This is a genomic window from Neobacillus sp. NPDC058068, assembly GCF_042885335.1.
Lineage (GTDB): Bacteria > Bacillota > Bacilli > Bacillales > Cytobacillaceae > Neobacillus.
The window spans coordinates 97,384-110,886 of sequence record NZ_JBHVSI010000001.1 but is presented as its reverse complement, the minus strand read 5'-3'; the positions used below and the strand labels follow the sequence as shown (position 1 = coordinate 110,886).

The 13,503-nt window shown below is 37.1% G+C and carries 12 protein-coding genes; 1 reads left to right on the top strand and 11 read right to left on the bottom strand.

From position 1 onward, the window contains the following. Positions 1–45 precede the first annotated feature (45 nt). The 11 genes from ACFVSW_RS00585 to ACFVSW_RS00535 all read right to left on the bottom strand — a co-directional run bounded on the left by ACFVSW_RS00585 (position 46) and on the right by ACFVSW_RS00535 (position 12,525). Entirely contained in the window at positions 46–1,107 is a 1,062-nt protein-coding gene (locus ACFVSW_RS00585; RefSeq protein ID WP_387311059.1) for an ABC transporter ATP-binding protein, read from the bottom strand. A gap of 11 nt (positions 1,108–1,118) precedes the next feature. After that, complete coding sequence (locus tag ACFVSW_RS00580) at positions 1,119–2,132, bottom strand: ABC transporter ATP-binding protein (RefSeq protein ID WP_387311057.1); 1,014 nt, start codon at positions 2,130–2,132, stop codon at positions 1,119–1,121. A 35-nt stretch (positions 2,133–2,167) separates the two neighbouring features. Further along, positions 2,168–3,268, bottom strand: a complete 1,101-nt coding sequence (locus ACFVSW_RS00575) for a mandelate racemase/muconate lactonizing enzyme family protein (RefSeq protein ID WP_387311055.1) — start codon at positions 3,266–3,268, stop codon at positions 2,168–2,170. Positions 3,269–3,280: 12 nt separating this feature from the next. After that, positions 3,281–4,165 carry an ABC transporter permease gene (locus ACFVSW_RS00570; RefSeq protein WP_387311053.1) on the bottom strand — a complete coding sequence of 295 codons (885 nt, stop codon included), beginning with the start codon at positions 4,163–4,165 and terminating at the stop codon, positions 3,281–3,283. A gap of 12 nt (positions 4,166–4,177) precedes the next feature. Then, complete coding sequence (locus ACFVSW_RS00565; protein ID WP_387311051.1) at positions 4,178–5,134, bottom strand: ABC transporter permease; 957 nt, start codon at positions 5,132–5,134, stop codon at positions 4,178–4,180. A gap of 101 nt (positions 5,135–5,235) precedes the next feature. Continuing rightward, positions 5,236–6,810 (bottom strand): ABC transporter substrate-binding protein, encoded by a 1,575-nt coding sequence (locus ACFVSW_RS00560; RefSeq protein ID WP_387311050.1) that lies wholly within the window; start codon positions 6,808–6,810, stop codon positions 5,236–5,238. 56 nt (positions 6,811–6,866) lie between these two features. After that, complete coding sequence (locus tag ACFVSW_RS00555) at positions 6,867–8,018, bottom strand: mandelate racemase/muconate lactonizing enzyme family protein (RefSeq protein WP_387311048.1); 1,152 nt, start codon at positions 8,016–8,018, stop codon at positions 6,867–6,869. A 47-nt stretch (positions 8,019–8,065) separates the two neighbouring features. Next, a complete protein-coding gene (locus ACFVSW_RS00550) occupies positions 8,066–8,773 on the bottom strand; it encodes a FadR/GntR family transcriptional regulator (protein ID WP_387311046.1) in 708 nt (235 codons plus the stop codon). A gap of 1,751 nt (positions 8,774–10,524) precedes the next feature. Further along, positions 10,525–11,379, bottom strand: coding sequence for a flavin-containing monooxygenase (locus ACFVSW_RS00545; protein ID WP_387311643.1), 855 nt, complete (start codon positions 11,377–11,379; stop codon positions 10,525–10,527). After that, a complete protein-coding gene (locus ACFVSW_RS00540) occupies positions 11,321–11,548 on the bottom strand; it encodes an NAD(P)-binding protein (protein ID WP_387311044.1) in 228 nt (75 codons plus the stop codon). The genes ACFVSW_RS00545 and ACFVSW_RS00540 overlap by 59 nt, the downstream gene beginning before the upstream one ends. Positions 11,549–11,571: 23 nt before the next feature. Then, on the bottom strand, positions 11,572–12,525 hold the full coding sequence (locus tag ACFVSW_RS00535; RefSeq protein WP_387311042.1) for an alpha/beta hydrolase: 954 nt from the start codon (positions 12,523–12,525) through the stop codon (positions 11,572–11,574). 147 nt (positions 12,526–12,672) lie between these two features. Here ACFVSW_RS00535 and ACFVSW_RS00530 point away from each other — a divergent pair, with 147 nt between their 5' ends. After that, positions 12,673–13,368 carry a response regulator transcription factor gene (locus tag ACFVSW_RS00530; RefSeq protein ID WP_387311040.1) on the top strand — a complete coding sequence of 232 codons (696 nt, stop codon included), beginning with the start codon at positions 12,673–12,675 and terminating at the stop codon, positions 13,366–13,368. Positions 13,369–13,503 lie beyond the last annotated feature (135 nt).

Below are 13,503 nucleotides of genomic sequence, written 5' to 3'. Positions count from 1 at the left end.
CTTTTTCATGATATGCGAACCTTCCAACTAATGGCCCCAAGAATATTACACGTTGCCCTCTACCCCATTAAGAGTTAATTCGTTAGCAAAGTGGCACGCAACAAAATGTTCGGGTTTACTTGAATCCCCTTCATTGACATTATTGAAAGCTGGTTTTTCTGATTTACAAATATCTTGACTATAAGGACAACGAGTATGAAAACGGCAGCCGGTGGGAGGATTATCAGGGTTTGGTACATCTCCTTGTAAGACGATCCTTTTTCGTTTTCTTTGAATTTCTGGATTAGCAATCGGTATGGCGGATAGTAAAGATTCAGTATAGGGATGGAGTGGTTGGTCAAAGATGCTTTTCTTATCTGTTAATTCAACGATTTCACCCAAATACATCACAGCAATTCGGTCACTTATGTGTTTTACGACACTTAGATCATGCGCAATGAAAAAATAGGTTAGGTTAAATTGTTCTTGAAGATCTTGTAGCAAATTAATGATTTGAGATTGAATAGATACATCAAGAGCAGAAACTGCTTCATCACAAACAATAAACTCCGGGTTTAAAAGTAATGCCCTGGCAATTCCAATCCGCTGTCTTTGACCGCCAGAAAGTTCATGAGGGAATCGATTTAAATAGTCTGAATCAAGACCAACAATCTCCATCAGGTCATCAATCCGCTTTTTTCTTTCTTCCTCTGATCCTAATTTAAATAACCGCAGAGGTTCTTCCAAAATAGTGCCTATTTTCATTCTTGGGTTTAAAGAAGAATATGGGTCCTGAAAAATCATTTGCATCTTTCTTCTTATTTTTCGAACTTCTGCTTTATCAAGTGCAAAAACATTTTCCCCTTGGTAGTAGACTTCACCTTTAGTAGGCTCGAGTAACCTTAATAGGGTGCGTCCTAAGGTACTTTTTCCACAGCCTGATTCCCCAACGACACCTAATGATTCACCCTTTTTAATCGTAAATGAAACATTATCTAACGATTTCACCCAGCCTTTTGTCCTTGACAATAAGCCACCTTTTATAGGGAAATATTTTGTCAAACCTTTTACTTCTAATAGAATCTCTTTTTCTGTTTGTTCCGCCCTAGTAACCATCTGTAATTCCATTTACGCCCCCCCTAAATTTCGATTGTTTGATATTGTGAGATATTCGTTTCTTCCTTCTCATACAACCAGCAATTGGCACTTCTCCCCTTTTCAAAAGTTGTAGATGGAGGATCAATGGTTTTACACTTTTCCATTGCATGTGGACATCGAGGATAATAATTACATCCGGCTGGTCTAGAAGTAGGATTTGGAATCGATCCACCAATTGTGTTTAAACGATTTTCATTATGATCTAATCGCGGGATGGATTGTAATAGTCCCATAGTATATGGGTGTTTTGGATCTTTGAATATTTCTTCTACTGGTCCTGATTCAACAATTTTACCAGAGTACATCACGACAACCCGATCGGCCATATCTGCAATGACACCCATATCATGGGTAATTAGCATAATGGATAAATTTAAAGTGGATCGTAACTCTTTTATTAATTCTAAGATTTGAGCTTGAATGGTTACATCAAGGGCAGTTGTTGGTTCATCCGCAATAAGTAATTTAGGCTGACATGATAAAGCCATTGCAATCATGACCCTTTGCCTCATTCCTCCAGACAATTGATGTGGAAACTGTTTTAGTCTTTTTTCCGGAGAAGAAATTCCTACCAATGTTAAAATTCTAATAATCTCCGATTCAATTTCTTTTGGCGCTAGCCCCCTATGTAATCGAAGGACTTCCTCAATCTGCTTTCCAATCGCATAAACAGGATTTAAGGATGTTAACGGATCCTGAAAAATCATTGATATTTGTTTTCCGCGTATTCTTCTTATCTCTGAATCATTTAACTTTAAAAGGTCCTTGCCTTCAAACATAATCTTGCTATCAGTTCTGACAGTGGTTTTTCCCTTCTTCAGTAATCTCATTATGGAGAGAGAGGTGACACTTTTTCCACTTCCACTCTCGCCTATTACACCTAAGATTTCACCTTCATTAACAGTGAAACTAACACCTTCAATGGCTGCAACATCACCTTTTGATGTATGAAACACCGTATGCAGGTTCTCTACTTCAAGAATCGGATTATTCATTAGGTTCCCCCCTCGCAATTAGTTGATAACAAGAGTTACAATCGAGAGAAGGCAAGTCTATCCTCATCGATTTCAATCCCGCTTCCTATGGAATCATTTAGATGCAATTCTCCATTTATTACTTCTGGCTGCTCGGTTACAAGATTTTCTTTAAAAATAGTGAAAAAGCTTAACTCAGCTGGATAGTTAATTACGTTTAAGCCAAGAGCAATTTGCGCACTAAGTATGGTACCGATTGCCGTTTCACCCTGAGTTCCAATCAGTACATCTACCCCAAAGAGATTGACCAACGTCATAATTTCTTTACTTTCAGAAACCCCTGTTCTTGCAGGCTTTAAACTTACCATATCTATCGTGTCTGAATTCAATTCTCTTAAGACATCTTTTGCAGAAAAAACACTTTCATCACCTAGAATACAAACATCGGGTGCAGAGCTTAAAAATCGTATTTTACTGAAGTTTCTGACATATATGTCTTTTGGTAACGGTTCTTCAATTAAGGAAACGCCATATTCGCTTAGTTCTCTTATTACCTTCCCCGCAGTTGAAAGGGAATACCCTTGATTCGCATCAATGTATAGGAATATTTTTTCACCCAGTGTATTTCTAATATTTTTAACTAATTCCACATCCTGAACAGGATCAATACCGCCTTTTACCTTAAAACTTTTATACCCTTGCTCATACTTTTCAATGACTTGGTCAATCATTTTCTCAGGTGTATCTAGATTAACCATCCATGTTAGTGGAATACTTGTTTGCTCTCCGCCTAAAAATCTGTACATTGGTTGAGAGGCACTTCTTGCTTGAATATCAACGAGTGCCATATCGATTGCGCCTTTTGCGGTATTATTACCTGGAAATTTATTCATTTCTAATTGAATAGAATGAAGGGAATATGGATTTTTGTTTAAGAGAAACGGTTCAAACCAATTCTTTATTGCAGTGACAATAGATATTTGGGACTCTCCATATATTGTCGGTCTAGGAATTGCCTCCGCATATCCTTTTATACCTTCATTTGTATGGATGATTATAAGTACATGATTGGCAGCATCTGCTTGGCCTGTTGCCCATTTTAGGGTTTTACCGTAAGGAATGTTAAAAGGTATTGCTTCTACTTTTGTAATTTTCATAGTTCCACCTCTTTATCTATCTGATTGTGGGTCTAATAAATCACGAAGACCATCACCAATTAGGTTAAAACTAAATACTGCTAATACCATAAACAATCCTGGTAAAATTGAAATCCATGGTGCAAATAATAAGTAATCAATTCCATCGTTCAAAATGCTGCCCCAAGATGCTGCTGGAGGTTGAACACCTAAACCGAGAAAACCAAGTGCAGCTTCCAGCTGAATTGCAACGGCTAACCCTACTGTAAACTGGACAGTTACGGGGACAATTGAATTTCTTAAAACATGAACAAACATGATATACCAATCATTCATTCCTAGGGACCGTGCTGCCTCGACATATTCTTTTTCTTTTTCCTTTACGACACTGCTTCGCATGGTACGGAAAAAAACGGGTATAAAAACAATAGCGATGGCAATCATTACATTTACAACACTCGGTCCTAATATTCCAGCTATAAAGATACCTAAAATTTGTGATGGGAAACTATATAATACATCTATAACTCTTCCGAAAATATTATCAAAAATTCCACCAAAATAACCTGAAATTAATCCTAATGATCCTCCTATTATCATGGCAAACACCATTGCCCCTACTGATATTCCAAGAGAAACCCTTGTACCCCAAACTACCCTTGATAATATATCCCTGCCAAGATGATCTGTTCCAAAAGGATGCTCTAATGACGGAGCTTTTAAACGGAGTGCACTTTCTGTTTGTATCGTTATATCCTTATTAAAAAACAAGAATGGGAAAAGTGTTAAAATAAAGAAAATAATAAGGAAGATACCTCCAAAAACTAGTGTTTTATTATTCTTTAATAGTTTCACCCAGTTTGGTATTATTATTTTTTTTCCTTCATCTTTATTTAACTCTACTTCGGGCATACTCATTCAATCCCCTCCTTAATCAAACCGAATTCTCGGATCCACAAATTTATATGTAAGATCGATGATAGTATTGATGATTAATACAACAACGGTAACAAATAGAATTCCCGATGTAACAATTGGAAAATCTCTTTGTAAAAGACTATTAAAAATCAACTGACCAACACCAGGTAAACTAAATACAACCTCTACAACAACAATCCCTCCAAAAATCTGCCCCATTTCTAAACCGACAGCAGTAATAACTGAAATCAGAATATTTTTTAGCGCATGTCCAAAGATAACAGCAGTTTCTGTTATACCCTTTGACCTAGCTGTACGTATAAAATCTTGTCCTAATGTTTCTAATAGTGAAGAACGAGTCATTCTCATCACGACTGCACTACTAGCTATTCCTAAGGCAATTGCCGGTAAAATCATAATTTGAAGGTTTTGAGATAATGATTCCCATGGATATTGATAGACAACCGGTGGGGACCAAGGGAAATAAAGTGAAAAGATTAGCATAAGTAAGGTACCTTGAAAGAAAACAGGTATGGAAACCCCAGCTAATGAAAGGATCCTTAAAATATTGTCTATTAAGCCATACGGCTTCAATGCAGCAAGGATACCCAATGGTACTCCAATAATGACACATACAATTACAGAGAGAATTGCCATTTCACAAGTAATGATAAAAGCATTTAACAACGTTGGTAGTATGGCCTCTCCTGAACGCCATGAAACACCAAAATCGCCAACCATAATGCCACTAAACCAATGCCAATATTGAACAATCACAGGCTGGTTTAAACCAAAAAATTCTTCAAGTTGTTTTTGTGCTTCCCGACTATTTCCTTCTACGCCTAACATTTGCTCAACAACTGTCCCTGGGATCAACTGCATCAATAAAAACACTAATAAACTAACTCCTATTAAAGTAGGAATCATAGATAGAATACGTTTTAATATATATACACCCAATAAAGTCACTGCCTTCCTCTATTGACATATTGTTTAATAGATAAAGATGTAAGAATCTACATTGTGATAAATTCTTACATCCCGGTAATCTTTAAAACATTATTTAAATGTTATTTTTGAATCTTAGCGTATGTTAAACCATACCACCAACCCGATGGATGTTGTTCATAGTCCGTTACACTCTTTTGTGAAACAGAAATACTATCAGGTGAGAATAGTGGAATACTAGGAACCTCAACTGCCATTAGATGTTGAAATTCATTATAAATTCCTTTTCTCGTATCCTCATTTGTTTCCTTTCTGGCTTGGTCTAGTAATTTAGAACCTTCCTCATTTTTCCAACGCCTCCAATCTCCACCTTCAGGCTGCGCTCTAAAGTGACGATAATATAGTAAGTCAGGATCTGTAAATCCGCCCCATTCATTGAATGTATTCGGAGATTTGTAACTACTCCAGTCTTTAATCCAAACACCTAAATCCACTGTTTCAATTTCAACTGTTACACCAATGTCTTTCAAATTTGATGCAATTACCTCCGCAGCAGGTCTCATCCAGGCAAAACTACTAATAATTCGAAGCGGCATTTTAAAACCTGTTCCATAACCAGCCTCTTCTAATAATTTCTTAGCACCTTCCACATCTCTTTTTTGGTTTTCTAAATCAGATGTAGGTACAACCCAGTCTTTAAATGCTGGAGGCATTGTTCCTATTACTGAACCGACACCGTCAGTTGCAGCAGTCATGATTTCTTCCTTATCAAGGCCCATAAGAATAGCTCTTCTTACCTTTGGATCATTAAAGGGTTTCGTGTCATTTGAAAAATCCAATGTCGTCCATCTAAGTGCTGGATTACTTGCAACATTTAATTTTGGATTATCTTTAACCATTGTGTAAAACTTTGTATCAGTTAATAGCGCAGCATCAATCTGACCTGAACGAATTCCTGCCAACAGACTATTTTCATCAGGAACAATTTGGATAGTTATTTTATCTAGGAACCCTCTCTCATCACTCCAATACTTATCGAACTTCTTGAGAACCATACTATTATTTTGATTCCACTTGACGAGAGTGTATGGACCTGTCCCAACTACCTCATTTTTCAAATTACCCTTATCATAGGTTCCTTTAGGAACAACCGCTCCATAACGTCCACCCAATGCAGCTAGTAAACTTGCATACGGAGACTTTAAATTAAATTTGATTGTAGTTTGATCAACGACTTCGATACTGTCTACTGCAGTAAAATCACCGGCTCCGCCTGTACCAAAGGACTTATCTAGAAATAAATCGTAACTATATTTCACATCGTCTGCTGTCATTTTTTGTCCATTATGGAAAAAGACATCACCACGCAATTTAAATGTATAAGTTTTGCCATCTTCACTAATTTGCCATTCAGTGGCCAATCTTGGCTGAACTTTCATTTCATTATCCACCCATGTTAATCCTTCATACATTAAAACACTGCGTCTAGATCGCTCATCAGCTGCTTCTAAAAAGGGGTCTAAACTTGGAGTTTCAGTTACTGTACCAAAGATTAATTCACCACCCTTTGTATTACCTGTTGCTTTTGAAGTGCCATCTTTTGCAGTATCAACTTTTGAAGTACTGCTACATCCAGAAAACATCATAACTACAAGTACCAAAACACTCAGAAACGTGAGATTTTTAATCCTACTCATTTACCAAACTCCCCCTCTTACATATATTAAAGTTTACTATTTGGAAAAGCCCCATACTAAAAGGCTAATATACTACTTCCATCTGCTGCATATTTTTTAATCAAATCATTATTCAAGGTAATTCCTAATCCAGATCCTTCATTGACTTCAATAAACCCATCCTTAACAACGAATCCTTCCTCAATAATATCTGTCCTTAATGGATTCAGACTTGTGTCATATTCAAATAGGATAGGTGATGGCTCATGTAACGTATGAGGGTGACTTGGAAGATAAGCCATAAATTGTGTTGCCGCTGCAACACCAACAGCTGTTCCCCAGACATGGGCGGATATATTCAGATTCCTTGTTTGTGCAAGATTGGTAATCGCCAATGCTTCAGTAAAACCGCCACATTTACTTAAATCAGGTTGTATCACATCAATTAAGCCATTTTCAATATAGTTTCTAAAACCAAATCTCGTAAATAGCGCCTCTCCTGCCGCTAGTGGGATAGTTGTTCTCTCCTTCAAATAACAATAGCCATCCATATCCTCAGGAGATAATGGTTCCTCATACCAATAAATATCAAATTCTTCAATCATTTGTGCAGATTTTAGGGCACTATCCCTCTTGTAATTGCCATTTGAATCCACTAAAATAAGCACGTCTTTCCCTGCTATTTGTCTAGTTAATTTGACTCTCTCTCGGTCCGATTCAGGATTAATACCAATTTTAATTTTAACTGCCTTAAACCCTAGCTCCATTGCATGTTCTATTTGCTTCGACAGTTCCCGAGGTGAAGAAGTTTCCGTTATGTAACCGGTAGAAGCATAAACCATAATTTTATCTCTTGACTTCCCACCTAATAATTTTGCTACAGGCTGGTTACACGCTTTTCCCATTAAATCCCACAAAGCCATATCAATTCCACCTAATGCGGCTATATGTAATCCTCCATACCCGAGATGATACATCGAGTTCATAGCTTTTTTTAGGAGAATATCGCGATCAAAGGGATCCTGGTCTTGATAGAAAGTTGAAACTTGTTTAATATGTTCAACAGAGGGAGACCCTCCCCCCCAAGTTTCACCAATACCGATCAATCCTTCGTCTGTTTTAACAACTACAAGCGTGGATCCACGTGATGTAATTAAGCCTCTTGCCATTCCATAAGGTGCATCTAGGTCATATTTTAAATTTAAAGCTTCAATTTTTATTATCTTCACTATATTTACTCCTTTCTAAATATTCTGAATTATTATCCCAAAAAAATTTATAAAGATTCTATTTGTTGATTAATATGAAGTTTCATTAATAATTGAGCCCTCTCTTTGTTTTTATCGATGATAGCTTTCAATATTTCCTCATGAATCATGATATAATCTGCTATTTCTTTTTCATCTTGGTAAACTCTAACTGATAAATTTTCCATTACTATTTCCCAAAAGTCTTTATCCATTAGGGAGAAAATTAACTCCATTGTTTTCTCCAGGACGGTATTATTAGTCGCTTTAGCAATTGCTAAATGAAATTCCATATCTGCATCTTTTGGATCTCTTCCTGAAAGGATTAATTTCTTTAGTTTTTCAAAGGCGATGGTCATATCTTGAATATCCTTTTCAGTTCGATTCTCTGCAGCTAAAAAAGCAGCTTTTACTTCGATAGGTTCCCTCACCTCTAGGATGTCAATTGGACTTTGATCACTAAGAGCGCTTGCTAGAGCCTTAAATGCATTTCTTTTTGAAGGAACAATTTCATTTACAAAAGTCCCCGCGCCATTTTTAGTGATAATTATATTGGCAACCTGCAGTGAGCTTAAGGCCTCTCTTAACGGACCCCTACTCACTCCCATTTTTTCAGCTAATTCTCTTTCAGATGGCAACCTCTCTCCAGGTTTATATTCACCATCTTTAATAGATGCGATTAATTGCTGTGCTACTTTAAATGCCAGACGATTACTTTGAATTGGAACACTTACCATAAACACCCCTACTTTCTCTCACAGACACACAGCTGTATTACCAATTTAAATTGCAAAGCATTGCATAACTATAAATCTATAATACCAATTTTAAAGCCGCTTATACACGGTGTCAATATTTTTATTTATAATTTTCACAATGTTTTCGCATAAATCATCAACTATAATAAGGAAAAACCACTATTTTCTTTTTCCAATCAAAGTTTAGGATAATAAATACTGACTAATTATTATATTTAAAATACTAAATCAGCACAACCTTTCGTACCAATTTAATTACCTTATTTAATCAACTGATAATACCAATTTTCAAGCTGATCAATGTTAATACTTTGACCTATTAAAACTATAATTGCACAAAAATACCCAATCAAATGTTTGAACTTAAAAACAAGAGAAAATAGTGCGTATATTTGTCATACGATTTACTCTGGACTCAGGTGAAGAAGAGCTGCTCATCACCAATATGAAAGATGTAGGACTTGAAATATAAGATTTTTAGACACTATATTTTAAACGCTGGCGGATTGAAACGAAATATGAAGAATTAAAAAATAATCTACAAATTCAAAAATTCACAGCAGGTGATCCCTTTTTTATGCTCAAGGTTATACAGATTTAGTTCCTTTATTATTGTCAGGTCATTAATCTTCAAAACCCTTCTGTAATAACAGGAGGGTTTTGAAGATTACGATTATGTAAAGGGGGTATCGTTAGGTTAAAACCAATTTCACTAGCAATTTGATCATTGTAATGAAAAACATATTTAGTTTGATTTACATAGTATCCAACCAAAAAATCAATAATGTCATTATTCCAATAAAAAACATTTATTTTGATTATTTCCGAAGAGTATTCAGGATATATTTCAACACTATTAAAAATCTCACCATGATTCCGTCAGATATTTCTCTTTTATTTCATCCTCCTAGTAAGAACGATTATAAGTAACAGCCTTTCCTCCATCGGCATTACCCAACTTCATTGGTACTACGCTGTTACCCGACTACATGCAATCCATTTGGTTTCCTCACTTTGTATCGCTTGTTCGCCATACTCTTCGCTTTTATTCGAAAAGACCTGCAAGTTCTACCGAGTTGCCGTAACATATCAATGTGTAACGTGCCAAGGTCAACGAATTCGAGAAGGTTGGTTCCTATCCTCTTGCCATTTTGCGATGATAGAAATGTTGCTTTCTGCCCAGACCAACGCATCAGCTCTTCTGAGTTTGGGTTTTCGGAGCTCAATCCCTTCAACCTTACGGCTTTCAGCCCACTACCTAACTGTCTACGCTTAAAGACAGCGGTTACCCGCTGCCCTCCAAGACTCGCTACGAGTGAATAGCTAGTTCTTTCTCGACGGGATTCCCACCCGCTATATGTTACGACCTAGGCTCGGCCGCACGGACTGACCGCATTGTCCCATAAATGTGTATTTCATCGCCTATTTATTGCAGTAGCATATGCGCGGCTGCCACCCCAAATTGGAGTATATCGTTATAGTGCTCTTAAAGGGATTTACCTTAGCTAAAAGTATTTTTATTGGTTTCATAGTATTTTTAGTTGAAATCTAATGATGCACTTTACTAAAAGTAAAATACGGCAGTGAACCAACCCCCGTGGAGTTGCCAATTTTAATGTCCGTTTTATCCTTCATGACTTTTATGCTATGGTTAAACTTTCCTCCTAATATATTAGAATTTTCATTATAATTATTGTATGACGGAAAGAGAAGGGAACCAAAAGATATGTCTAGCTTTCGTAATAGTTGGTGTCTATGATTGGCCGTTTGGTGCCGTAATAATAGGATGGCAACAGCTTTTCCGCTGTCTCGGGATTATTCACAATCTCACGTATCTTAGAGCGGATAAATTCAGCAGCCGTTTCATTAGCCGCTTCATTAATTGTGATATCATAATAGGCACTGAAAATGCCTAATCCCCCATTCTCCCACGCATACTCATAGACCTGATTGCGTTCTTCCGGAGCAACTTCAAGTGCAGACTTAGTAGGCGGTACTACTGGCTGCCCCCCTTGTGATTCACGCATTTGCTTCTTAATTTCGCTAAAGTTTTCTTTTGATTGCCGGATGTATTCCGGGTCATAAGGATGGTTTCTTGCTGGGGCGCTATACTGTGGTGTCCTCTGAAAAACAGTAAGGTTCCCTGCCTCTGTAGCAAGGACCGGAATTGCTTGAACACCGCTTGACCCTGTCCCGATAATTCCGACCCGTTTCCCCTTAAAATCAACCTCTTCATGCGGCCAATGTCCAGTGTGGTACCACTCTCCTTTAAAGCTTTCTAAACCCTTGAAATTTGGAAGATTGGCTGCAGAAAGGCAATCTACTCCTGTAATAAAGTACTTGGCCGACACAATCGTGCCATCATCCAATTGGATCCTCCATTTATTATTCTCCTCATCGTAATGAGAAGCATTAATCCGGGTTTTAAACTGAATATCAGTCCGTAATTTGAACTTATCCGCAACAAAGTTAAGGTACTGCAAAATCTCTGGCTGTTCGGGGTATCTAGAAGACCAGGTCCATTCATTATAGATCCTCAGAAAAAGTGTAGTTATAATAGATGCTTTCCGAGTCGCAGCGGGCACCAGGATAACGATTCCAATACCATGTACCACCGACACCTTCACCTGCCTCGAAAACACGTGTGGAAAAACCAGCCTCGCGTAAGCGATGAAGCATATACAAACCCGAAAATCCTGCACCCACGACAACAGCGTCGTAGTTGACAGCTTGATTCGATTGTTTAGTAGTCATTATTCCGCCTCCCACACCTAAATTTAGGAATTAACACTACTCACCTTTTGATCAATTTCGCTTAAAAACTTAGCGAATCTATTAATTGACCCTTTAATTCTCTCTGGAAATACCGCCATATTTGTAAAATATCCATGCACTAAACCTGTTTCGATAATCGTTTCAACCTTAACTCCTGCTTGCTTAAGTCGTTCCGCATAGGCCAATCCTTCATCCCTAAGGACGTCATTTTCCGCGGTGAGAATGAAGGCTGGCGGAAGATTGCTTAAATCCTCAGCCAATAATGTGGCTACATATTTATTTTTTGTGTCCTCTTCATTATTAATATAGTAATTACCAAACCAAATCATTAAGTCTCTATCAAGGCCAAATCCCTGTTGAAACTCTTGATATGACTTAGTGTCGTAACCAAGTGCAGTAACTGGATAAATGAGCACCTGCCCTGAAATATCTGGTCCATTTTTTTCCTTGGAGATTAATGAAACAACTGCAGAAAGATTACCGCCTTCACTGTCACCGCCAACCACTAAATTGGAAGCGTTCCCATTTATTGATGGAGCATTTTCGCTAACCCATTGCAATGCTGCATAGGAGTCTTCTACAGGGATCGGAAACTTATATTCAGGTGAAAGCCTATAATCCACAGAAACTACTACTCTTCCTGTTCGATTTGCGATCATACGGCAACTTGCATCAGCTGTTTCAAGATCTCCTATTACCCAGCCGCCGCCATGGTAATAGACAAAGAGAGGAAATGGTCCTTGACCTTCTGGTGTGTAAATTCTGACTTTAATTTCAGCATCATCGGCGACAGGAATCATTCTTTCCTCCACCTTCGCAAGCGAAGCCAGTTCTACCTCTACAGGAGGAGCAAGGGCAAACATTTCTCTTACTGTCTGAGCGTCTAATGACTGCATTAATGGCATTTGGCTAAACATTTCTAAATATGCTTTTGCTTGCGGATCTAAATTGGCCAAAAAACATCTTCCTTTCTTTAATAGAAAATTTTTTATACTTTGAGAGAAAAGATTTCTCAAAAAGTCTATCTAAAGTATATAATCTCCTTTATAATTTGAATATTCCAAATTTTATACGTGGTATATCCCTATAAAGGTGATGATAATATGACATCTCAGTATACCTTACAGCATCGAATTCAAAAGCTAGAGGATGTAACGTCCCATGAAGAAAGATTGTTTATAATTCTTGAAGTATATTTGGATTTCTATCCCGTCAAGAATTCTTATTTATTCCGTTTTTCTCCATTAGGTAATCTTGGTGAAGGGATCATTTTATTAACCACTGGTGGAATAGTACATATTGGAGATATCTGGGATGATATCCGAACTTTACCAATTATATTTTCATCAATTCGGGAAAAGAAAGCGAAGTATTGTTCAGGTTTAGAGTTTTTAAAACAAACAAGTAGTAAGTATATTACCTCTTCCAACGTTAACTCTATGGTTGTAGTCCCTATTTGTTTTCGATCTGTTGTGATTGGATATATTTGTTCTACGGAGTTTCAAGATACAGCAGTCATTAACGATAATGTTCTTTCAACACTTACTCTTTATGGTAAACTAATTGGAAAGTTCCTAAAGAAATCCGAGAGTGTGGAGGATTCACAAGTACTAAGCAAAAGGGAATTAGAGGTCATGAAAAGAATAGCATGGGGCGAAAGCACAAAGGAAATGGGAGTTTCGATGGAGATAAGTGAATTAACAGTTAAACAATATGTAAAAACTGCAATAAAAAAGCTTGGCGTCCAAAATCGCTCACATGCAATTGGCGAGCTTTTTCGAAGAGGAATAATTTCTTGAATCTGTGAAAGCGCTTTATTTTGTTGGGTTAAATTGAAAGTATTAAACATAGTAAATTAATAACAAAAAAGTGTCTGGCACCATCCAGTAATTTCGGTGATTTAAGAATAAATTTAAAAAATATCTTTAGAGAAA